The sequence below is a fragment of the Pseudomonas sp. D1HM genome, from assembly GCF_019266105.1.
GTDB lineage: Bacteria > Pseudomonadota > Gammaproteobacteria > Pseudomonadales > Pseudomonadaceae > Aquipseudomonas > Aquipseudomonas taetrolens.
Genome location: NZ_LRMN01000007.1, coordinates 302,565 through 323,818 on the forward strand (window position 1 = coordinate 302,565; position 21,254 = coordinate 323,818).

Below are 21,254 nucleotides of genomic sequence, written 5' to 3' on the forward strand. Positions count from 1 at the left end.
GCCAGCCCTCTCCCGGAGAGCGTGCTGGCTGAGGGCGTTTGTTTTCTGTGCTTGTCTCAGCTGCCGCCTTCGCTGCGTCCACCGCTGCTGACTTCAGCCGGTACGTCTTCGCCCGCCATACGTTTGCGGAACAGTGAGGTACGTGCCAGCAAAAGGGTGGTCACCGGAACGGTGATGGACAGCAGGATTGGAATCAGCCATGCGTGAAGCACGGGCGTCGATTTAAGGGCCGAGAAGTACAGGATCGAGGCCAGTGCCACGCCCCAGGCGCCGAGGGTGGAGGCAAGAGCCGGTGGGTGCATGCGCTCAAAGAAGTCTTTTAGGCGTAACAGACCGATCGCGCCGCACAGGGCAAACAGGCTGCTCAGTACCAGCAGCAGCGCCACCGGAATTTCAATCCAGAGAGAGAGCTCGCTGACGGAATTCATTCGATCACCTCGCCACGCAACAGGAATTTGGCCAGCGCAAACGAGCCGACAAAACCGAACAGGGCTATCAGCAATGCACCTTCAAAGTAGGTGTCACTGGCGTAGCGGATCCCCAGCACCAGCATCATCAGCATGGCCAGGATGTACAGGTAGTCCAGCGCCAGAACCCGGTCCTGGGCAGACGGCCCCTTGAAGAGCCGGATCACGGTCAGGACCATGGCCAGGCTGAAAATGAACAGGCTGAGCAGGATCGCATTGGAGAGCAGGGCACTCATTCAAAGATCTCCATCAGAGGGCGTTCGTAGGTGGCCTTGAAGTGCTCAATAAACTGCGCTTCGTCATCCAGGTCGAACACGTGCAGCAGCAGGATGCTGCGGTCCAGCGCCAGTTCCGACCAGATCGTGCCGGGCACCACGGTGGTGATCATTGACAGGGCAGCCAGGCCGTTGGCGTCGTGCAGGTCCAGGGGGATCTTGATGAACCGCGAACGTGGCGGCTTTTTGCCGGCGTTGAGCACGCCCCAGGCGACGGCAATGTTGGAAATCACCACGTCACGGCCGACCAGAAAGAACAGCTTGAGAATCACCCCGGGACGTCGAATGCGAATCGGCAACGGTCGCAGCGGAGCCATCATCAGCGGGGCCGCAAAGGCCAGCGCGGCGCCCAACAGCAGGTTGCCGGCGCTCAACGAAAGGTTGAGCAGCAGCCACAGCAGCCACAGCGCAAGGGACAGCCAGGGAGCCGGAAACAGGCGCTTCATGGTTGCACCTCCTGCAGGGCGGCCCTGGCTTCAGGGCTGGGTACCGGGCGTGTGCCGAGAACTGCCATCACATAACGCTCGGGGGTATTCAGGGTGTCGGCGGCGGCCTGGGTGTAACGCAGCACGGGCTCGGCCTTGAAGGTCATCACCACGCACAGGCCAAGCAGGATCACGATGGGGATACATTCGAAACGACGCAGTAGCGGCGAAGGGCGCTCAAGGGGTGTCCAGAAGCGTTGAATGCCCATGCGTGAAAAGGCGATCAGCGATGCCAGGCCCGAGAGGATCAACAGCACCAACAGGCTCCAGGCGCTGCCGGAGATCGGTGCTCCGGTGTCGTTACCCAGGCCCATCGGATTGAGCAGGGCATTGAGCAGGCTCAGTTTGCCAATGAATCCGGACAACGGCGGCATACCGATAATCAACAGGGCGCAGGCGATAAAACTCAGCCCCAGGAACGCCATCGTCCACGGAATGATCAGGCCGACCACGGCTTTCTGCTCGTCATCCAGGTTGGTGCCGCGCGGTGGGTTCAATGATTCCATCAGGCTGGGCAGGGGTTCTGCATCGTCTTCAAGGATCGGTTCGTTGGAGGAGCGCGAACGCTCGATCAGCTCGCCCAGCATGAACAAGGCGCTCAGGGCCAGCGTCGAGCTGACCAGATAGAACAGGGCGGCAGCGGTCAGGTTGGGTTGGGCGAAACCGACCGCCGACAGCAGGATCCCGGCCGAGACCAGGATGCTCAGGCTGGCCATGCGCTCAAGACGCTGGGCGGCGAGGATGGCGATGGCGGCGCAGACGATGGTCGCCATGCCGCCGTAGATCAGCCAGTCGCTGGCAAAGTAGGCCGAGGCCCCGGCCTGACCGGAAAACAGCAAGGTCCATAACCGCAACACGGTGTAGATCCCGACTTTGGTCATGATCGCGAACAGCGCGGCAACCGGCGCGCTGGCCGACGAATAGGCCGGTACCAGCCAGAAGTTCAGCGGCCACATGCCGGCCTTGGCCAGGAAGGCGATGGCGAGAATGGCGGCACCGGCGTGCAGCAAGCCGCGATCAGCTTCCGGTACCAAGGGGATTTTCAAGGCCAGGTCGGCCATGTTCAGGGTCCCGGTGACGCCGTAGATCAAGGCCGCACCAATCAGGAACAGGGACGAGGCCAGCAGGTTGATCGAAATGTAGTGCAACCCCGCCGAAACCCGCGCCTTGCCCGAGCCGTGGAGCATCAGCCCGTAGGAAGCGGCCAGCAGCACTTCGAAGAATACGAACAGGTTGAACAGGTCGGCCGTCAGGAAGGCCCCGTACAGGCCCATCAACTGGATCTGGAACAGGGCGTGGAAGCTGGCTCCGGCACGGTCCCAGCGGGCCATGGCGAACAACAGGGCGCAGCTGGCGATGATGCCGGTCAGGACCAGCATCAGCGCAGCCAGAGGGTCAACCACTAGGGCAATCCCGAAGGGCACTTGCCAGTTGCTGGGCAGGTACACGCCAATGGCTGCCGGTGTGCTCTGCTGCTGGGTCCACACCAGCAGCAACACGGCAATGCCGAGGCCGAGCAGGGTCGAGACCAGATTGATCCGGGCTTTCAGCGGTCGGCGTTTTTCCCCCAGCAACAGCATGCAGGCGGCGGTCAGCAGCGGTAACAGAATGGGCGCGACGATCAGATGCGGCATCAAATTCATTCTTTAGGCTCCCGGCCATCTACGTGGTCGGTACCGGTCAGGCCCCGGGAGGCCAGCAAGACCACCAGAAACAGCGCGGTCATGGCGAAACTGATGACGATGGCGGTCAGAACGAGCGCCTGGGGCAGTGGATCGGTGTAATTGAGCAGGTCCTGAGGCACGCCGTTCTTGATCACCGGCTCCTTGCCGATAAACAGGCTGCCCATGCTGAAAATGAACAGGTTGACCCCGTACGACAGCAGGCACAGGCCCATGACCACCTGGAAGGTCCGTGGACGCAATACCAGCCAGGTGCCTGAAGCGGCCAGAACGCCGATAGCGATAGCGATGACTTCTTCCATCAGGAGGCTCCAGTCTTGTTTTGAAGAGCGGGTCGATGGGCGCGCACGGATTGGTGAGCCAGTGCAGTCAGGATGAGCAGGGTGGCACCGACGACCACCGCGAATACGCCAATGTCGAAGAACAGGGCGCTGGCGACATGAATATCGCCCAGCAACGGCAGGCTGAAGTGCGCCGTATGCGTGGTCAGGAACGGATAGCCCAAGGGAATCGCGCCCAGGCCGGTGAGCGTGGCGCACAACAAACCGGTGCCCATCCAGCGCAAGGGACGCAGGCTCATCTGGGCTTCAACCCACTGTGTACCGGCAACCATGTATTGCAGGATGAACGCCACCGACATCACCAGGCCGGCAACAAAGCCGCCGCCCGGCTGGTTGTGACCGCGCATGAACAGGTACATCGATACGATGAAGGCCACTGGCAGCAACAGGCGCACCAGCACCGCCGGCACCATCATGAAGCCCAGTGCGGTATCGCTGGCGCTACGCGGGTTGACCAGATCGGTGACCACGTCCTTGGCCAGCAGGCGCTGCTGGGCCGGTAGTTCCATGCTTTCCTTGGGCGGGCGGAAGCGGCGCAGCAGGGCAAATACAGTCAGTGCCACGGCGGCCAGTACGGTGATTTCACCCAGGGTGTCGAACCCCCGGAAATCCACCAGCATCACATTCACCACATTGCTGCCGCCGCCTTCCGGCAGGGCGCGGCTGAGGTAGAACGAAGAGATGTCGTTGGGGGTCTGGCGAGTCAGCATTGCGTAGGACAGCAACGCCATGCCGCCACCGACGGCAAAGGACAGCAGCAAGTCGCGCAGGCGACGGATCCGAGCCTTGCGCAAGGTGCCGGGCAAGGGCGAGACGTCTTCGATCCTGCGTGGCAACCAGCGCAGGCCCAGCAGGATCAGCACGGTGGTCACGACTTCGACCACCAGTTGAGTCAGGGCCAGGTCCGGTGCCGAGAACCAGACAAAGGTCACGCAGGTCATCAGGCCGCACACGCTGACCATGGTCAGGGCCGCCAGCCGGTGATATTTCGCTTGCCAGGCGGCACCCAGCGCACAGGCAATCGCCAGTAGCCAAAGGGTGACGAATACGATCGACCCCGAGATTTTCGGCCGGTCGCCCCAGGTGAGTCCGCTGTAGAGCATCGGGATCAGACCGGCAATCACGGCGGCCAGGACCAACAGGAACAGCTGGGTTTGCAGGCGCTGAGTACTGATGCGCCGCTCGATCCGGCGCGCGCCGCGCATGATCACCACCAGGCTGCGCTCGAAAAAGCGCTTGCCGTCGAAGTAGCGGGTCAGCGGCGGCCGCGGGAAGCGCCCGAGCTTGAGCTGCTTGCGCAACAGGACATAGAGCACGATACCGCCCGACATGGCGATCAGGCTCATGATCATCGGCGCATTCAAGCCGTGCCAGATGGCCAGGCTGTACTCCGGCAACTCGCCACCCACCACCGGTTGCGCGGCGGCCGCCAGCAACGGGCCGATGGTTTGCGCCGGGAATATCCCGACCATCAGGCAGGTGAACACCAGCAGTTCAACCGGTGCGCGCATCCAGCGCGGCGGCTCGTGCGGGGTATGCGGCAGGTTGGTCGCGGGTGGGCCGAAGAATACGTCCACAGTAAAGCGCAAGGCATAGGCCACGCTGAATGTGCCAGCGATGGTCGCGATCACGGGCAGGGCGATTTCAACCCAGGCCGTGGAGTTGATGAACACGGTTTCGGCGAAGAACATCTCTTTGGACAGGAAACCGTTGAGCAGCGGCACCCCGGCCATCGAAGCGCTGGCGACCATGGCCAGGGTCGCGGTGTAGGGCATGAGTTTGAACAGGCCGCTGAGCTTGCGGATATCACGGGTGCCGCTTTCGTGGTCGATGATGCCTGCGGCCATGAACAGGGATGCTTTGAAGGTTGCATGGTTGAGGATGTGGAACACCGCGGCGACCGCGGCCAATGGACTGTTGAGGCCCAGCAGCAGGGTAATCAGGCCGAGATGGCTGATGGTCGAATAAGCCAGCAGGCCTTTGAGGTCATTTTGAAACATCGCGCAGTACGCGCCGAGTACCAGGGTGCAGGCGCCGGCGCCGCTGACAATCCAGAACCACTCTTCACTGCCGGACAATGAGGGCCATAACCTGGCCAGCAAGAAGACCCCGGCCTTGACCATGGTTGCCGAGTGCAAATAAGCCGATACGGGCGTTGGCGCGGCCATCGCGTGGGGCAGCCAGAAGTGAAACGGAAACTGCGCGCTTTTGCTCAGGGCGCCGATCAGGATAAGGGGGAGCAAAATCGGATACAGGCTGTGTGCGCGGATTTGATCGCCGGCCGCGAGCACTGTGTCCAGATCATAGCTGCCGACGACATGGCCGAGCAGCATGACCCCCGCCAACAGACACAACCCCCCGGCGCCCGTGACCATCAGCGCCATATAAGCGCCGCGTCGAGCGTCCGAACGGTGGTGCCAATAACCAATCAGCAAGAATGAAAAGAGGCTGGTGAGCTCCCAGAAGAAAACGATCTGAATCAAATTACCTGAAAGCACGAGGCCAAGCATGGCCCCCATGAATGCCAGGAAAAACGCGAAAAAACGCGGCACCGGGTCTTCGGGTGACATGTAATAGCGCGCGTACAGCGACACCAGCGTGCCGATGCCAAGCACCAGCATGGAGAACAGCCAGGCGAATCCGTCCAGGCGCAGGACGAAATTCAAGCCGAGACTGGGCAGCCACATGAACTCTTCGCGAATCACGCCGCCATGGGCAATTTGCGGGTAGAGCAGGGCTACTTGAACGGTACCGATCAGTGCAATCAGACCGGCCAACAGTGATTCACTGTTGCGGGCGTTGTGCGGCAAAACAGCCGCTAGACAGCTGCCGATAAAGGGCAGAAGCAGTAGAACTATCAGGGACATAGGCTTCTAATCTGCAGGAGTTTGTGAGCGATCATACGTGGCCGTTAGTGGATCACCAACAACGAGTCTGCAGAGGAATCCTACAAAATGTGTGCAACCCGTTGCTGCGTGTTCCGGTTTCGTCCTTGTATGAACGCTCCTGAATAGGATTTTTCACATGACAGGTCAGGGCAGTGGCTTTAGTCGCAGGCTTCGTCGCCTGGCCTTTCCTGATCGGCGGCGAGGGGCTTACCCCTGGTTTTTAACTCACTGACGATCACCGCTGCAACAATCAATACCGCGCCGAGCAAGGCAATCCCTGGCAGCCGCTCGCCCGCCAGGCGCCCGGCGATGCCCGCCCATACCGGCTCACCTGCGTAAATCAGCGTGGCGCGAGTGGGGGATACGCTTTTTTGCGCCCAGTTCATGGCAACTTGAATCACCGCACTGGCGGCACCCAGCCCGACCGCACTGGCTAACAATAGCCATGAAAAGTCGGGTATGGCTTCTTGTGTCGGCACAATCATCAAAAAAGCCAGAATCGAGGCCGTACTCAGTTGCACCACGGTGACCCTGCGTACATCCACCTGGCCGGCATAGGCGCTGATCAGAATGATTTCTGCGGCGATGGCAATGGCGCTGACCAGCGTGGCGATTTCACCCGGGCTGAAATTCAGCGACGCGCCGCCAGGTCCGGATAACAGCATCAGCCCGGTAAACGCCAGAATAATGCCCAGGCTTGGCATCAAACCGGGGCGTCGCCCCAGGACCAGCCATTGCAGCAACGGGACAAAGGGCACGTAAAGCGCAGTAATAAAAGCAGACTGGCTGCTTGGGATGGTTTGCAAACCTATGGTTTGCAGCCCGTAACCGAGCATGATCGAGACACCGATGAACATCCCGGCCTTTAACTCGAGCAGCGTAATGCCGCGCAAGCGGTTCATCGAAAAAAGCGCGACGATACAGGCTGCCGCGGCAAAGCGCAGGCCGACAAAGAACATCGGCCCACTGGCCGTCAGCGCATGTTGCACCAGCAAAAAGGTGATGCCCCACACCATGGTGATCAGCACCAGTACGCATTCCGCTTTGCTGAGGCGGGAACTCAAAGACAGCAGTCTGGAAAATTTCAAGGGCGTCGCAACCTTGCGCACTGGGTTGAGGGGGACGCACAATGCGCCAAAGCTGAGCAGTATACTGCGCAGTCCCATAAGGTGAGCAATATAGTGCCCAAAGAAAATTCACAACGCGCCTCGGTCTTGCAGCATGTCAGTCAGAATGTCCGGCGCTTGAGGCAAGCGGCGCAACTCAGTCAAAGCGCTCTGTCCGAATTGTCCGGTGTCAGTCGGCGGATGCTGGTGGCGATCGAGGCGGGTGAAAAGAATGTCAGTCTGAGTACGCTGGACCGGGTCGCCGAGGCCCTCAATGTCGCGTTCAGTGATTTGATTCAGGCGCCGGGTTCGCCTGATCCAAGCCGGATCAATGAAGTGGCGTGGACGGGTGCCATTGCCGGGAGCAAGGCCGTGTTACTGGCCAAGGCCGTCGCTTGCCGCGAGGTGGAGCTCTGGGAGTGGACACTGCAGCCGGGCGAGACTTATTTCTCGCAAGCGGATGCCGAGGGCTGGAGTGAGCAGCTCTACGTGTTTGACGGTTGCCTGACGTTAGTGATCGACGATCAGGCGCTGACATTCAGTGCGGGGGAATTCTATATGTACGCCAGTGACAGGCCGCATGCTTACCGCAATGATGGCGAGGGGGTGGTGCGCTTCATTCGCAATGTGGTGATTTGACGGCAGGTGGCGGGACATGCGTCCCGCCGAACCCGCTGGCGATCAATCGGTCGCTCGTAACCCTGGCACATCATCAGGGCTGCCAGGGCAGGGCATGTGCTGACTGGGGAATCAGCCCGAGCGACTTCAGGCGTGCAGGCGGGTCAATGATGCGGCTTAGCGAATGGTCTTGATCGTGCCTTTGCTGCCGGTCACGGTCACATTGACCTTCTTGAAGATGAAGTAGTCCTCAACCGAAACGGCGTAGCGCGGAGCGACGATCAGATCGGAGCCGGAGCTCTTGACTGCTTTATAGGCAGCGGCAGCCTTGGTCGCCGATACCGGATCCGGCAAGCTGAAGGCAGGTGCAGGGCCGCCGTACGTCACGCCGTCCGCGAATTCGCTGTCGCCGCTGATCTTCAGCATGCCGAACAAGATATTCGAGGACGATTGCCCGGTAATTTCGCTGCCCACTTCAATGTTGGCTTTCAGGTCAGCAGTCACTGTGCCGGCGATCGGAGCATTGGGCTGGCTTACGTTGTGGCTCATGCAGCCGCTGGTTGCCAAAACTACTGCAGCGACAGCGGCAGTCTTCCATATCGTTTTCATCATAAAGCTCCAATAAGTTCGTCAGTCCGTTCGTTAACGGCGGCGAGACTGTACGTGAGCATCTCTGGCGAAGAAGTCGGCCAAATCCTCCGATGGTGAGGGCATAAGTATCACAAGCGGTAGGACGCTTGTTTGCTTGGTGAAGGATGTTGCTCTGACGCAGGCAGACCGGAGCATTCAGCGGCCCTCGGCGTTCGCTAAAAATTATTAGAATTCAGGGGGTTGCCAGCTTCCATGATCTAGTACATAATGCGCGCCATCAGCCCGGGCAGCCACCTGAAGTGCTGATGAATCAAAGGCTTGCAGCGATAGGGTCGCCAGGCAAAGTTTCTTGTTTTTGATGTTTCGAATGAAGCCTCAAACACAATTGGCCGAATAGCAAAATGGTTATGCAGCGGATTGCAAATCCGCCCACGCCGGTTCGATTCCGGCTTCGGCCTCCACATTCGAAAGCCCCGCAGATCAAGGTCTGCGGGGTTTTTTTATGCCTGCGATTTGACGATCACTTCCGCAACTTTTTGGATCGCTTCCGCAAGCAGCCTCTTCAGCTCCGGAATTTGCACCCTGCTATGAGGGAGGTAGGGCATCGACCGATCTCATATATCATGTAGCTTTCTATCGTTCATAAGCCGCCTAAGCTGCCCTTGAAAACCTGTAGCTCTCGATCTAAGGCTGCCGGGCGAATACGTACGACCCAAACTGATCTCGTTTGCATCAGCGTAGCCCTGGCTCGAGGGTCGATAATTGATCCGCAATGTCCTTAATTTTGCGCTCTGAGTCTGCAGTAGAGGCATTTTGCTATTCCACTCGGCCAAAAATTTTGAGATAAAGAACTCAGAATCCGTAGCGCGTAGCTATCGGGGTGTTTTTTTGAGTATTTTAGGAAAATTATGGGTCACCAAATTCTAGCTGACAGAAGAACAGGATGTTTATCGGCGATCCTAACAATTCCTGCTCTTGAATATTTAGGCCTTATTGAAGATATTTATAAGTCCAAAGGTGGGATAAAAGGCCAGCGAGCCCCGCTTAAAACTAAAACCGGGATAAGAATTCGCGAGAGAATGGTCAGGGATATTGCCGCGGGCGCAGTTCTACCGCCTATTGTGTTGGGTGCGATATTGCCTATTGAGATTTTCAATAAGGCGAAAGATTTAAAGGTTGATGAAGAGATTAGACAGATTTTAGGTTGTTTAGATAACAATCAACTTTCTATAATTGACGGTATGCAACGTACTACAGCGTTGTTGGAAGCGTCGGAGTTGGGTGATCTTAAGAGTAATTTGGTTCGAGTTGAAATCTGGTTTGCTACAAATATTAATAGTCTTATTTATAGAATGCTGATACTCAATACTGGGCAAGTTCCATGGGATATAAAACGACAGTTAGAGACAATATATGATCCTATTCTAGCAAGAATAAAGGCAGATGTTTCCAATGTCGATGTGTTAGTAATAGATGATTCAAAAAGAAGAACTGAGGCTGGCCAATACCAGGCAAGCAAGTTGATCGAGTTTTTTCTTGCTTTTTCCTCAAGAAAGACAAACATTGATATTAAGGAGCGGGTTGCAGAAGACTTTGTTCGAATGGATGCTGCGGAAGCTACAGCAAACGATAACTTTATTGATAGCTTTGTAGATGTTGTAAAGCTTCTCGCGTCTTTGGATACGGTGTTTTTTAGGGCGCGAGCCGCTGAAGCAGTCGATGGAAGATTTAAAAGTGGGAAAGACATATTCACAAGTACCCCTGCGGGGCTAGGATTTGTCACGGCTGCAGCTGTTTTTATTTTTGGAGCGCCCGGATACTCACTGGCTAATGATGTTTCGCGAGCTAGGGCAAATGAACTTCAAAATAAGTGTTACGCATTAATTGAACGCCTTGAAACGCTTAGCGAAGAAGATTTGTTCAACTACTTAGAGTTAGTAAGTTTGAATGAGCGTGTCGGGCGATCTAGCGGTAAGGTTGGAGAGTTTGAGCGAGATTTTTTCTTCAAGTCTTTTGCTGCCTTTTTCTCTAATGCTCCGAGCCTTCCAAATATGGAAGTATGTTGGGCGGCCTACTAATGGCCCGTAAAATGATTGACTATGTAAGATATGTTTTCGATACCTTGAGTGAAGGCATAACTATCAAGTCGCTCGCAGATGCCAAAATATCCCCTCCTAGCACAGAAGAGGCTCCGGCGCTTTTCAAGCAATTTCTTCGGCTTAGAGTAAGTGATCCTGAATACCTTATCAACAATATCAGGCTGCATGAAATAACCTACGAGAGCACTAAATATATTGCGTTTACAAACTTGCTTGTTTCGGAAGATGCACTGCTAGTTCTTGAGATGGAGGGAATACTTAGGGTTGATGCGAATTCTGCGTTGTTACTTGCAAGTCTGAAAGATATGAGCGTTAGAAGAGTTCCTTCTGTTAATTTGCAAGAACTTGAAGAAAATATCTTAAGTCAGCAGGAAGACTCGAAGGAATACATAGGGCACGATCTGAGTGAGTTGCAAGATTTTTTTGAGCCGGTTGTTTTCTTTGAGATCTTACCTGACAGTGTTTACAGGAGTCGTCTTGTAAATGAGGTCGCTTACTATGTTGCGAGTTACTCCCTGGAGCTAATAAATCCTAAACTAGAACCATTTCTTGCAGAGTTCAGATCTTTGCTCTCTCATGATGGTAGCTTCATGAAGCAGAATATATTCTGGAGTATGACTTCTACTCATTACAAGCATGCATTTCTCGAGCTTTATCGATGCATAGAAAGTGTCTATACGCTCCCAAGAGCCTTGTCATTAAAGAGTAAAACAGGCTTGACCCTCGCAGGGCACCTAGTTGCGAAGATATGCATAGAGGAGCTAGGCTGGCGCAGGAAGGAGGAGGATTCACTGTTTAGAGTTTTAAGTTTGATGCCTGTGTCTCGTCTTCAGCCGTTAACGCTTTCAAGGCTACCATATGTCAATAGCGCCGATTGGGACTTTACCCTCCCCGAAACTAACGGAAAAGGTATTGAAAGTCTTGCTAAGTTTATTTATAAGCTCCGAAATCAGATGGTTCATCAGTTTGATGCGGAAAATGAAATAACCATAACTAACGATGACTGGTCTGTACTGATTGAGTTGCTAGTTTCAGTTATTGACTATATATTTGTACAGTATGCTGCTGAGCTTCCTCAGGTGACTCCCGCAGCACCGTCGTCCACTACGTCATCGATAGACTTCGTAGCATCCATAGGGTCTTCGAGCTGAATTTATTCGTTGTGATTCCGTGGTGTGAGCATACATAGACTTTGTGGAGTAGATGCTACTAGTATCTCCTTTTGGCCGTAGCAGCCTCTTAGGGAAGGCCGCTTTCGGCCATTTATATGCTCTCACAAAGACGAAGTCACCCTATAGCAGGCATTGAATTGTGCGTTCGCTTTTTGTGGTCTTCTGGTAATCATTATGTTGGCATCAGGTTGGTCATTTTGTAGGTTTAACAATCTCCCCGACTCGCCGATACACCTTCTTAGTCATCTCCTCAGTGGAGTGTCCCAGCAGGCGACTCGCGTGCGTTAACTCGATCTCACTGGCTGCTTTGGGGCGAATATCTTTGAACTGAAACTGCCGGATGCTGATAGCAAGTGCCGGATCACCATCTGTTGCTGCTTTGATTGCTGCTTTCTCTCGCGCATCGTCCCACCGGTTACGCAGCATCTGCTGGCTCATACGCAGTCCGGACGAGTTCGTGATTAGCGTCGAGCATTTAACTCCGTTGAGAGCTCTGCGCTCCAGCAAATCATTGAGAAAGGTGCTCAGCCCAGATTGGACACCTGCATCCTCCAACCGAAGGCGCAGACGTTTTTCGGTTTTGCCCTGGCCAATCAGCAAAAATCCGTTATTCAAATCGGTGGCTGCAATTTTGAGTACATCGGCAGGGCGCTGCCCAGTCAGGTATGCTAGGTCCATGGCATCCTTTAATTCTTGTGATGCTTCTGAATAGACTGCGTTCCAGACTACTTCACCGGCGTAGTAGTCCCGGGGTTTCTCTTTGTTACGACGAACCCCGAAGCAAGGATTGGCCTTGTCCGTCAGGCCCCACTCACGTGCGATTGTAAACGCGTGCGAGAGTAGGGCTATTTCCCTGTTGGCCCTGACCTTAGCTGTTCTAGCATCGCGGTATTGAGCCACAACCTGGGGTGTTATCGACTCAATAGGGGCGTTCTCAAATGCTTTTCTTAGCTGTTTGAGTTCCTTGTAGTTGTCGGATTGAGTACGGATTGACTTACCGGGGATGATTTCTTTTTCGTACCGATCAAATACGTATGCCATCAGGTGGTTGGGTTTGGGTGGTGCTTTACGTTCGAGTCGGGCCCACTCAACTTTGGCCTGATCGAGATCTGTACCTAGCGGTATTTCTTTTCTTTTACCGGCCGCATCCCTTCCGTTGTAGTAATACGATACCCAGATCTTTCCGGTCGTACCCTTGCGTATACGACGTATCATTCGCGGCGGAAGATCTCGGTTGGCAGAACTTCTCTGGCGCATTTATTAGCTTACCTTCGATAAGTCTAGTGTCCACGCTTCGGCCACCGCTTGGACAGCCAAAGGCTGGACACCCGCAAGCTTCATTCGGGCATATACCCTGCCTACGATTGGGCGACGCGCGCCAGTCAGGACAAACTCCCAGTGGTTATTAGTCAGCCACTGGATATGCTTTGAAGGGATTTGATAACCAGTGATGGTGGCCAGCTCATCGTCAGTGAGTGTCTCGCTTTGAAGTTCCATCATGCAGCTCTCCTAGAGTGTTGGATTTGCTGCCACGGATTATTCGCGAGCGTGTGCTGTAAGTGCATGTGCTGTGTACCTTGTTAAAATCGCCGCCGGGATCATTGGTGAGAGGCCGACGGCTGGGTAATGCTGGAGGCTATTTACAAAGTGGCTTCGTAAAGCGGCACTTCGTTGATGGCGGTTTGGATTTTGTCGCGTACTGCGTTGTAGGCTTCTTCTAGTACTTTGTCCGGGCGCACCAGTTCGAACCACATCATCAAACGGCCGTCCTGAATGCGATAACGGAAGCGCGCCGGTACACAGAATGCGTCACCGCTGAGGAACGGTTTCACACCAATAAAGAACTGTTCAGGAATACGCAGCTGACCAGCCTCACCGGCTCGACCGTCGATTTCTTCGTTGTATGTCAGTTGCACTTGGCCATTGTCGAGGCGGGTGCCTTGGCGGAAGCTGATGTTTTTCTTGGCTTCGAGGGTGCGGCTGATTTCCAGCATGTCAGCTGCACCTGGTGCGTTTTGTTCGTTTGCAGGCTGAGTTATGTCCCACACGTTTTCTTCGATGAATTCGGCAAAGGTCGCCTGGTCCATACGCTTGCGGTCGTTTTCCTTCCAGCGACCCCACTCAACAGTGGTCGGGCAACGATAGGTAGCAACGTGTTCGCGCCATGCCGGGCTCTCTGGCTGGTGGTAATCGATAACCGCGGAGAAGGTTCGGCCTTCTGGACCGTTACAGAAGACTGCAGTGGCAGAAGTTGCGAAGCGATTCACGTACTCAATGAACGACTCTGCATCCAGAACGGTGAGCTTTTGCTTGGTGCGGGTAGGGGCAGGTAGCAGGTACTCCAGATTCTCGAGCGATACACCGTGCGGTACCAGCGCAATCGGCGCTGCCAGGCCTGGGTGGTCGACAGGCTTGCCAAGGGCTTGGGCCAGAGTGAACAGCTGTTGTAGGGCTTGTTGCATTGGATGTGCTCCAGTGGGTAGTGCAAGTGGTGAGAGGTTTTTACTGGCTGACTTGCCGCAGTACTTCAGGCTTGTCATCGTTCACCGTCCGAAGCGGAAGATCCTGTTGGCGTGGGTCACGACGGGTGAGGTTGCCTTCGGGGGTCAGGAAGAACAAAGACGTGCCACGTGAAAGGGCCGGTTCTTTGGCTTTTACGTCCGCTTTGATAGTCATCTGGCCGTTGCCATCAGGCTTGTAGGCGAGCTTGATCGTCAGCTCGCCCCCTTTGCCTGTTAAACGAATGGCGTCGATCAGGCTGTGCTGGGTCTCGCTAAGCTCATCCAGCAGGCCGCCGGCTTCGATGTCGCGTAGGGTGTCAATGAATGGACGTGACTTGCTCATGTGCTGTGCCTCATTGCGTTGGTTTTTGTAGCCCCCTGGATATCAGGGGGGGGGCTTAGGCGGCCTGGCTAGGTGCCTGTGCATCTAGATAGGCCGCCAACATGTGCAAATACACCACTGGCTTTGCTCGGCTTGAGCGGTGTAGTCGCGTTACTTTCAGTGCGATGCGTCCGGCTTTGATTTCGCTGAGCAGGTAGCGATCAGTCCTGATGTGTGCGAAGTAGCGTTCGCGTACCGCCGTCAGACTGGGGCAAGGTGTGGCGAACTCCTTGCGCAGTTGATCGAGTGTGTTGCTCACGCTGGATCCTCCCCGTACCGCTCCTGTGGGGGCAGCAACTTGAGGCGGATTAACTCAGCCAAGCCTTCTTTGGTCTTCCCCATCGCCGCGGCACAAATGTGCCCCTCGCTGTCGGCAATTACAGCGCCGTATGGGTATTCAGGGCAGCGGGTAGGGGTGACGTAAGCAGTCTGCCCGTCACTGATTACTGCATTTACGCAACGAAACACCTCGATCAGCTCAGCAGATGCCGCGGGAAGTGCCTCAAGCAGAGCAACAGCCTCTGCTGATGCCCCAATCATCGTGGCGCGACTGACGATGGCCGGGTTGTTGACGAATATCGGGACCAGTTTCAAGGCGCCGATCGCTTGCGTGATGGCGTTCTGTTTCATGCGGCGGCGTCCTTTTTAGCAGGGGTCACGGTGATGCCCAGTTGCTTGCTTAACCAACTCACGCCGGGCTCTTTCACCATCACAACCGCGTAATAGCTGAAGGTGTTGATGTTCGCGTTCCAGCGACTGCGCGTGTCTACATACAGATAACCCTGGTCTCGGTGCTTGCTGGCCAGTTCACCGTTCTGAGTCAAAATGCCAAGCTCACGTAAGCGACTGCGGAAGGCGCGTGGTTTTAAGCCAAGTAGGGCGGCAGTAGCATCCAGGGTTCGGTTCATGTGACTGCTCCTTAAGCCGCTGCGCGAGCGCAAAGAGCATTGAAGATCTCGTCCAGTTGGCCGGTCATCTGCTCAATCGTTTCGTCGTTGTGCACCACGAAATCGTTGTCGTGTATGGCTATCCCGGTTTCGCTGATATGTGGGTTCACATCGGGTGCGCTTTCGCGCAGCAAATGAATGACCAGGCCGCCTTTCTCCCGAACGAAAGCCGCTTCGTTTTCGAAACGAAGATCGCTAATCACAAAGCCGGAGGCTGCTGTGTTGGTTTGCTCGAGGAATCCAAGATTTTGCTCGGCCAGAAGCAGCCACAGTTCTGGGTGCACCTGATTACGGCCCCACTCGGTGCCCATCGACTGCATCAGTTCACGTGCGGAACGGCCTAGCCAGGCGATTGGCTGTTCTTTGTGCTCGTCGTCAAAGTCACGTGGGCTAAGGTTGAGGATGGTTGTTAGGCCTTCACGCAGCGGGTCTGCGAATGCGTAGGCTTGGAGGTTGTGCGTGCAGACGAGGTGTTTAGCAGCGGTTGTTTTGCCCGAGCGGGCGCGGCCTGACAATCCAATCAGTAACTTTTTCATGCTGCATCACCCCCGAATGGAGTGAAAGTATCGACAAGATGACTTGCCAATGCGAGACGGCCTGGAGCGGTGATGATGACCAGTCGACCTGTATGGCGTTGGATGGCTTCGACTGAGGCGCGGCTAGTGCATGCGGCTGGGTGGATGTATATCCGGCAGTGAGTGTTGTTGTGCTGTGTTGTTCGCATGGCTTGTACTCTTGGTGAGAGGTTTACGAGTCAACATTACCTCAAGGTAAAATATCTATTCAATACCTTGGGGTAATTTTTTTTTGTTTTCGGGTAATTTTTGTTTTCTGGGGATGAAAAAAAACCGCCGATTGGGCGGTTTTGTTCGAGAAGGCGTGATCAGTAGTTGATTTTACTCGGAGGGATAATTCCGCCTACGTAATGAATTTGCTCGATTTCATGCCGATCAATGGTGAGGCGTCCATACCCGTCGTTGACGGCCATTAAGCTGACTTCCTCCTCATTTGCATAGAGAAGTTCTTTGACCATGCATTCGCCGTTAACTCTTCGAACCATGACGTACTCGCCTGGTACAAGTCTATGGTTAGGCTCGCACCAAACAACCCAGCCACTGCGGATGGCTGGAGCCATTGAGTCTCCTTTGACACGTAGGGAGTAAGCCCCTGGGTCTGAGCTTGGCACGTCAATCCAGCCATCTGCTAACTCCAGTGCCTCCCAGTATCCTTCTGGTCCCAATTGCGCTGTTCCTAAAATTGGCGTCCTTTTAAAAGGTCTCGAAAATAGCGGACCTTTTTCCAGTGAAATAGCGTGGACGTGGTCTGTAGCTGATTCTCCGTCAGGCAGCTTTATTCCGTCTGGGGTATCTAAGGAGCCTGCCGGTAGATCCAGCTTGTTCTCTATGTGACGGGCGAATTCTTCGCCAATTCTTTTACGGTTTTTCTCGATTTGCGTAAGGCATCTAGAGATATAGCTTGCCTGCCGGTCGATTGCAGCAGCTAAGCCTGCTCGGTAGCCGCCAAACCTGACCGTCAGGATCGTCTGCAGGTTGTGTCTTCGAATGTCATGAATATCCATATCGCTCATATTCCATTCTTGTTACTCAGAGGTAAATGTCCTTTAGGTATTGCTTTGTGATTACCTTTGGGTAATATTTGCGCTGTGACAACGAGGAGGCGCGCCATGCGACCCAAAAACACAAAGCTACTTGTATGGCTCAAGAATGCGGACGATAAATCTGTTGCCAGGACTGGAACAACTCGCTCTTACCTACGTGCCATTGGTTATGGCTACAAAACTGCGGGTCCCGAGATTGCTTCAGCAATTGAATTGGCCACTGGGGCGGTGGTAACACGAAAAGATCTACGCGCCGACTGGATGGCGATTTGGCCAGAGTTGAATAATAACGAAGCTGCTTAAAAGGATGCTGGACCGGAGCCTCTCACCAAAGATCCTCCGGTCCAGCTACGACGATACACAGCACATGTACATCGGTCGTGGTCGTAGGATAGGGCGTACCCTGTTTTATGGCTACACCGTAAAAGGGGTTTTTACGGTTATGAGTCGCATCGATCTATTACCGGACGCTGGTCCGGTGCTTTCATTGCGTCACGCGCTCTATCGCGCAGGACGTTCCTACAAGGGTGGTGTCACCGCACTTGCATTCGCAATGGTGATCGACAACGACTCCCTGCAGAAGAAGCTCAAGCTTGATGAAGAACGCCGCTGGCTTACGCCGGATGAGCTGGAGGAGGTGATTCGCCTCACGGCTGATCCGCGTTTGCTCGATGCCTTAGTGCGCCCAGCCGGAGCTGTCTGGTACAAGCCAACACCTGTGCCTGCCACAAAAGAAGCGTTAAAAGCGGTAGGCAAGTTGCTTCATGAATCTGGCGAGTTTGTGTCATGTATGCACGACGGTGTAGCCGACGAAATTTGGGAGGCTCACGAAGTTGCCATTCTTGAGAAGCGTGGCATGGACGTAATCCGCGAGGTACTGGGCATCATGGCCGGCGCACGCCAGGCAATGGAGGATCGCGATAATGGCTGACATCGTTGATCTGGCTAATGACTATGCGGATGAGTTTTTACAACGCGCTTTGGAGCAACGTCAGCGAGCTTCAGCATCCGCGCTCAGTGCATCAATCTGTGTTGATTGCGATGAACCGATACCTGTTCTCCGCCAGGAGAAGGTCAAAGGCTGCCAAACCTGCGTCAGTTGCCAAGAGTTGCGGGAGCGCCGCAGATGACCGATCGCTTTCACGCTGTGCCTATGGCGACATGGGCACGACGTTACATTGACACCTTCAAACTGGCACTTGTTGCCATCGAACCGGGTGAGAAAGCTCCCAAAGAGTTTGGCTGGAATAAGCCCGGTGGTTACATCACTGATGCACAGGCTGCCGAAGCCTTCTGGGCTGCAAATCCAACGCACAACCTTGGCGTAGTCTTAGGGCCGAGCCGGGTGTGCTCATTAGACGTTGATGATGTCCAGTGGACACGCCACGTCTTGTACGAGTTGCTCGGCCTGGACTTGGACGCAATGGCGCTGGTGTACCCGACAGTAGTCGGTAACCCAGCGCGTTTTCGTATTCTGTTCCAGTTGCCGGATGGAATAGATCTCACGCGTCATTCGCTTGCATGGCCCAACGAAAACGACCCTGATGGGTCGATTTTTAAAGGTCTGATCGAGAAAGCCAAAGCAGCAAAAGAAGCAGGCGATTTGGATGGTGAAGCGGCTGCACGTGCCGAAGCCGAGCCCTACAAGCGGTTCACGGTTTTCGAGTTGCGCGCAGGCTTGGTGCAAGACGTATTGCCTCCTTCAATTCATCCCGGTACCGGTAAACCGTATACCTGGCGCACACCACCCTCCGCTGATGGCCTGCCGGTGTTGACCACCGACTTACTGGCCATTTGGCAAAACTGGGACATTTTTAAACGTGATGCCGAGGCTGCTTGCCCTTGGGCGCCGAAGGCTGAAAAGGTCAAACCAAAGTCGAGCAAGTCGTCTACCCAGGTAACTGGCAATCGGCCTTCGGTGATTGATGAATTCAACCGCAGTCATGATGTTGAAGAATTACTGCGCACTCACGGGTACATCAAGCGCGGCAGTAAATGGCTTTATCCGCAAAGCAGCACGGGCTTACCGGGTATCACCATCACCGATGGCAAGCTGTATTCGCACCACGGGGCAGATCCATTGGCCAATGGTCACCAGAACGATGCGTTTGAGGTGTTCTGCTTGCTCGAGCATGACGGTGATCAGTCCAAAGCGGTCAAAGATGCTGCGCGCATGTTGGGTATGCAGCAGTCGTCCCGACCATCCCCGGCGGATCTTCCCCCGACCCCATCTGAGGAGGCCAGCGGGCCGGGCGAATCCGTATCCGTCGCAGCGGCTCCTGCACCTGAGGGGGGCGGGGGGAGTGATTGGACGCCCGAGCGAATCTTTCAGCGTTTTGCTTTGATCGAAGGTAAGACTGCAGTTTTCGACATGTTCAGGCGTGTCATTATCAAAAAGCCTGCGTTTGAATTGTTGGTCACCAAAGCGCTGGCCAAAGACTGGTTTGAGTCGACGCAGAAAAAGGTCATTGCCGATGACATGGCGGAGCGCCAAGCCAGCAAAGCGAAAGCAGAGGCCAAGTTCAAGCAGGTATCAGGGGAGGGCATGAGCCCGACCGAACGCTACGTCTATATAGACGGCACCAAAGACTCTTGGGACATTAAATGCCGCCGCCGAGTCCCCGAGGGTGCTATGCGTATGGCGTTGGGTGATGCCTATGGCATGTGGTTGAACAGCCCTGACCGGCGCACCGTGGACATGCAGCACATTGTGTTCGATCCACGTATGACCAAAGACCCGGAGGTGTACATCAATACCTTTGAGGGACTGCCTTTGGTCCCGATCGATGCACCGTACAAGTGCCGTACCTTGCGCTCGCTGTTTGGTTTTTTGTGCAACCACGACGAAGCGGCAACTGATTGGTTGATCAAGTGGTTGGCATACCCGCTGCAAAACATTGGCGCCAAGATGGACACAGCCGTGTTACTGCACTCGACCATGGAAGGCAGCGGCAAGAGCTTGTTGCTCAGCGACATCATGGGCGCAATTTATGGCGAATATGCGGCCACAGTTGGGCAGTCACAACTGGAGTCGAGCTGGACGGTATGGCAGTCAAACAAGCTGTATGGCGTGTTCGAGGAAGTGGTTAGCCGTGACCAGCGATACAACCAGGTGGGCAAGATCAAACACATGGTCACCGGCAAAACGGTGCGTATGGAATCCAAGTTTGTTAATGGTTGGGAGGAAGCCAACCACATGAATGCGGTGTTCCTCTCCAACGAGATCATGCCCTGGCCCATTGGTGAAAATGACCGCCGGATGTTGGTAGTGTGGCCCAAGGAGACACTGGGGCCTGAGGAGCAGGAGAGGGTGAAGTACGAGCTGGCCAATGATGGCATCCCGGCGCTTTATGAATACCTGCTCAGTTATGACTTGGGGGACTTCGATCAGCGTACCCGGCCACCCAACACCGAAGCCCGCCAACGCTTGGTAGATTTGAGTATGGCCAGTTGGCAAACCTTTCTGCGTGAGTGGCGTAATGGCCTGCTGGGAGCACCATTTAGCGTGTGCGTCAGCAGTGATCTGTACGCGTTGTTTTTGGAATGGTGCCACCGCAACAAGGAACACACCTTAAGTCATACCAAGTTCAGCGGATTCATCTCCACCGAAGTGGACAAGATTCAGGGCAAGCCCTGGATGGATGGCTCGCGGCGATCCTTTGGTACGTTCTTCTTCCCTTGGGCTGGCATCGATCCTGCACCTTCCCCACCCCCATCTGTGACAGCGGCCGGGCTCGGGGCGGCGGTCGTTGCCTGGCGCGAAGCAGCCAAAGCCGGGGGCTGGAGTGTGGGCAGTTGGGAGCACGTCAAGTTCGGGCTACGACAGGACAGCGCAGCATGACGACCCAATCTGTGTGGGGTGTGTTGACAGTGTGGCGGGTCATTACCTTCAACCTGACACAGCTACAGGCCACGTTTTTAAAGGCTTTCGGGATCGGTGTGTCAGGTGTGTTGGGTTTCTCGCACATGCGGGCGTATGTGCATGCCAAACAAATCAAAGACTGATGTTTATAAATTATTTCTCGTACGTAAGAAGAACCCCAACACACCTGACACACCCAACACATAGGGCATTAAGAGTA

The 21,254-nt window shown here is 55.0% G+C and carries 25 protein-coding genes and 1 tRNA gene; 9 read left to right on the plus strand and 17 right to left on the minus strand.

From position 1 onward, the window contains the following. Nucleotides 1-56: 56 nt before the first annotated feature. The 7 genes from AWM69_RS11670 to AWM69_RS11700 all read right to left on the minus strand — a co-directional run bounded on the left by AWM69_RS11670 (nucleotide 57) and on the right by AWM69_RS11700 (nucleotide 7,226). Nucleotides 57-428, minus strand: a complete 372-nt coding sequence (locus AWM69_RS11670; RefSeq protein ID WP_131654716.1) for a Na+/H+ antiporter subunit G — start codon at nucleotides 426-428, stop codon at nucleotides 57-59. Further along, nucleotides 425-703 carry a K+/H+ antiporter subunit F gene (locus AWM69_RS11675; RefSeq protein WP_016780538.1) on the minus strand — a complete coding sequence of 93 codons (279 nt, stop codon included), beginning with the start codon at nucleotides 701-703 and terminating at the stop codon, nucleotides 425-427. Before AWM69_RS11675 ends, AWM69_RS11670 begins: the two co-directional genes overlap by 4 nt. Beyond that, nucleotides 700-1,188 (minus strand): Na+/H+ antiporter subunit E, encoded by a 489-nt coding sequence (locus tag AWM69_RS11680; protein ID WP_048382147.1) that lies wholly within the window; start codon nucleotides 1,186-1,188, stop codon nucleotides 700-702. The genes AWM69_RS11675 and AWM69_RS11680 overlap by 4 nt, the downstream gene beginning before the upstream one ends. Beyond that, nucleotides 1,185-2,870 carry a monovalent cation/H+ antiporter subunit D gene (locus AWM69_RS11685; RefSeq protein ID WP_131654717.1) on the minus strand — a complete coding sequence of 562 codons (1,686 nt, stop codon included), beginning with the start codon at nucleotides 2,868-2,870 and terminating at the stop codon, nucleotides 1,185-1,187. Before AWM69_RS11685 ends, AWM69_RS11680 begins: the two co-directional genes overlap by 4 nt. Beyond that, the gene (locus AWM69_RS11690; protein ID WP_019829081.1) at nucleotides 2,867-3,211 is read right to left on the minus strand and encodes a Na+/H+ antiporter subunit C; all 345 of its coding nucleotides are present in this window, start codon (nucleotides 3,209-3,211) and stop codon (nucleotides 2,867-2,869) included. The genes AWM69_RS11685 and AWM69_RS11690 overlap by 4 nt, the downstream gene beginning before the upstream one ends. Beyond that, nucleotides 3,211-6,117: a monovalent cation/H+ antiporter subunit A gene (locus tag AWM69_RS11695; protein ID WP_218726890.1), complete on the minus strand. Its 2,907-nt coding sequence runs from the start codon at nucleotides 6,115-6,117 to the stop codon at nucleotides 3,211-3,213. The genes AWM69_RS11690 and AWM69_RS11695 overlap by 1 nt, the downstream gene beginning before the upstream one ends. A 179-nt stretch (nucleotides 6,118-6,296) precedes the next feature. After that, nucleotides 6,297-7,226 carry a DMT family transporter gene (locus AWM69_RS11700; protein ID WP_373274316.1) on the minus strand — a complete coding sequence of 310 codons (930 nt, stop codon included), beginning with the start codon at nucleotides 7,224-7,226 and terminating at the stop codon, nucleotides 6,297-6,299. 93 nt (nucleotides 7,227-7,319) lie between these two features. Here AWM69_RS11700 and AWM69_RS11705 point away from each other — a divergent pair, with 93 nt between their 5' ends. Continuing rightward, nucleotides 7,320-7,883, plus strand: coding sequence for an XRE family transcriptional regulator (locus AWM69_RS11705; RefSeq protein ID WP_218726893.1), 564 nt, complete (start codon nucleotides 7,320-7,322; stop codon nucleotides 7,881-7,883). A gap of 156 nt (nucleotides 7,884-8,039) precedes the next feature. On the opposite strand, the gene AWM69_RS11710 is transcribed toward AWM69_RS11705, so the two are convergent. Continuing rightward, complete coding sequence (locus AWM69_RS11710; protein ID WP_131654747.1) at nucleotides 8,040-8,471, minus strand: hypothetical protein; 432 nt, start codon at nucleotides 8,469-8,471, stop codon at nucleotides 8,040-8,042. A gap of 369 nt (nucleotides 8,472-8,840) precedes the next feature. On the opposite strand from AWM69_RS11710, the gene AWM69_RS11715 reads away from it, so the two are divergent. From AWM69_RS11715 to AWM69_RS11725, 3 genes are all read left to right on the plus strand, one after another. Next, nucleotides 8,841-8,914: transfer RNA gene (locus tag AWM69_RS11715), tRNA-Cys, on the plus strand. 447 nt (nucleotides 8,915-9,361) lie between these two features. Then, nucleotides 9,362-10,531 (plus strand): hypothetical protein, encoded by a 1,170-nt coding sequence (locus tag AWM69_RS11720; protein WP_218726895.1) that lies wholly within the window; start codon nucleotides 9,362-9,364, stop codon nucleotides 10,529-10,531. Between the two features lie 11 nt (nucleotides 10,532-10,542). Further along, complete coding sequence (locus tag AWM69_RS11725) at nucleotides 10,543-11,703, plus strand: hypothetical protein (RefSeq protein WP_218726896.1); 1,161 nt, start codon at nucleotides 10,543-10,545, stop codon at nucleotides 11,701-11,703. 213 nt (nucleotides 11,704-11,916) lie between these two features. On the opposite strand, the gene AWM69_RS11730 is transcribed toward AWM69_RS11725, so the two are convergent. From AWM69_RS11730 to AWM69_RS11770, 9 genes are all read right to left on the minus strand, one after another. Further along, complete coding sequence (locus AWM69_RS11730) at nucleotides 11,917-12,981, minus strand: tyrosine-type recombinase/integrase (RefSeq protein WP_218726898.1); 1,065 nt, start codon at nucleotides 12,979-12,981, stop codon at nucleotides 11,917-11,919. Nucleotides 12,982-12,984: 3 nt separating this feature from the next. Beyond that, nucleotides 12,985-13,221: a DUF4224 domain-containing protein gene (locus AWM69_RS11735; RefSeq protein WP_218726926.1), complete on the minus strand. Its 237-nt coding sequence runs from the start codon at nucleotides 13,219-13,221 to the stop codon at nucleotides 12,985-12,987. A 143-nt stretch (nucleotides 13,222-13,364) separates the two neighbouring features. Further along, nucleotides 13,365-14,186 carry a YfdQ family protein gene (locus AWM69_RS11740; protein WP_218726900.1) on the minus strand — a complete coding sequence of 274 codons (822 nt, stop codon included), beginning with the start codon at nucleotides 14,184-14,186 and terminating at the stop codon, nucleotides 13,365-13,367. A 40-nt stretch (nucleotides 14,187-14,226) separates the two neighbouring features. Next, nucleotides 14,227-14,568 (minus strand): hypothetical protein, encoded by a 342-nt coding sequence (locus tag AWM69_RS11745; RefSeq protein WP_046808752.1) that lies wholly within the window; start codon nucleotides 14,566-14,568, stop codon nucleotides 14,227-14,229. A 55-nt stretch (nucleotides 14,569-14,623) separates the two neighbouring features. Next, nucleotides 14,624-14,866, minus strand: a complete 243-nt coding sequence (locus tag AWM69_RS11750) for a pyocin activator PrtN family protein (RefSeq protein ID WP_046808751.1) — start codon at nucleotides 14,864-14,866, stop codon at nucleotides 14,624-14,626. Continuing rightward, a complete protein-coding gene (locus tag AWM69_RS11755) occupies nucleotides 14,863-15,237 on the minus strand; it encodes a hypothetical protein (protein ID WP_218726901.1) in 375 nt (124 codons plus the stop codon). The genes AWM69_RS11750 and AWM69_RS11755 overlap by 4 nt, the downstream gene beginning before the upstream one ends. Then, a complete protein-coding gene (locus AWM69_RS11760) occupies nucleotides 15,234-15,515 on the minus strand; it encodes a hypothetical protein (RefSeq protein WP_046808749.1) in 282 nt (93 codons plus the stop codon). Before AWM69_RS11760 ends, AWM69_RS11755 begins: the two co-directional genes overlap by 4 nt. Before the next feature lie 11 nt (nucleotides 15,516-15,526). Further along, nucleotides 15,527-16,090: a deoxynucleotide monophosphate kinase gene (locus tag AWM69_RS11765; protein ID WP_218726903.1), complete on the minus strand. Its 564-nt coding sequence runs from the start codon at nucleotides 16,088-16,090 to the stop codon at nucleotides 15,527-15,529. A 347-nt stretch (nucleotides 16,091-16,437) separates the two neighbouring features. Continuing rightward, the gene (locus tag AWM69_RS11770; RefSeq protein WP_256930289.1) at nucleotides 16,438-17,142 is read right to left on the minus strand and encodes a S24 family peptidase; all 705 of its coding nucleotides are present in this window, start codon (nucleotides 17,140-17,142) and stop codon (nucleotides 16,438-16,440) included. 96 nt (nucleotides 17,143-17,238) lie between these two features. On the opposite strand from AWM69_RS11770, the gene AWM69_RS11775 reads away from it, so the two are divergent. The 5 genes from AWM69_RS11775 to AWM69_RS11795 all read left to right on the plus strand — a co-directional run bounded on the left by AWM69_RS11775 (nucleotide 17,239) and on the right by AWM69_RS11795 (nucleotide 21,177). Next, nucleotides 17,239-17,475, plus strand: coding sequence for a hypothetical protein (locus tag AWM69_RS11775; RefSeq protein ID WP_218726904.1), 237 nt, complete (start codon nucleotides 17,239-17,241; stop codon nucleotides 17,473-17,475). Nucleotides 17,476-17,614: 139 nt separating this feature from the next. Next, nucleotides 17,615-18,103 carry a phage regulatory CII family protein gene (locus AWM69_RS11780; RefSeq protein WP_218726906.1) on the plus strand — a complete coding sequence of 163 codons (489 nt, stop codon included), beginning with the start codon at nucleotides 17,615-17,617 and terminating at the stop codon, nucleotides 18,101-18,103. Beyond that, nucleotides 18,096-18,302 (plus strand): TraR/DksA C4-type zinc finger protein, encoded by a 207-nt coding sequence (locus tag AWM69_RS11785; RefSeq protein ID WP_218726907.1) that lies wholly within the window; start codon nucleotides 18,096-18,098, stop codon nucleotides 18,300-18,302. Before AWM69_RS11780 ends, AWM69_RS11785 begins: the two co-directional genes overlap by 8 nt. Next, a complete protein-coding gene (locus AWM69_RS11790) occupies nucleotides 18,299-21,013 on the plus strand; it encodes a DUF5906 domain-containing protein (RefSeq protein ID WP_218726908.1) in 2,715 nt (904 codons plus the stop codon). Before AWM69_RS11785 ends, AWM69_RS11790 begins: the two co-directional genes overlap by 4 nt. Beyond that, on the plus strand, nucleotides 21,010-21,177 hold the full coding sequence (locus tag AWM69_RS11795; RefSeq protein ID WP_218726909.1) for a hypothetical protein: 168 nt from the start codon (nucleotides 21,010-21,012) through the stop codon (nucleotides 21,175-21,177). The genes AWM69_RS11790 and AWM69_RS11795 overlap by 4 nt, the downstream gene beginning before the upstream one ends. The last annotated feature ends 77 nt before the right edge of the window (nucleotides 21,178-21,254 follow it).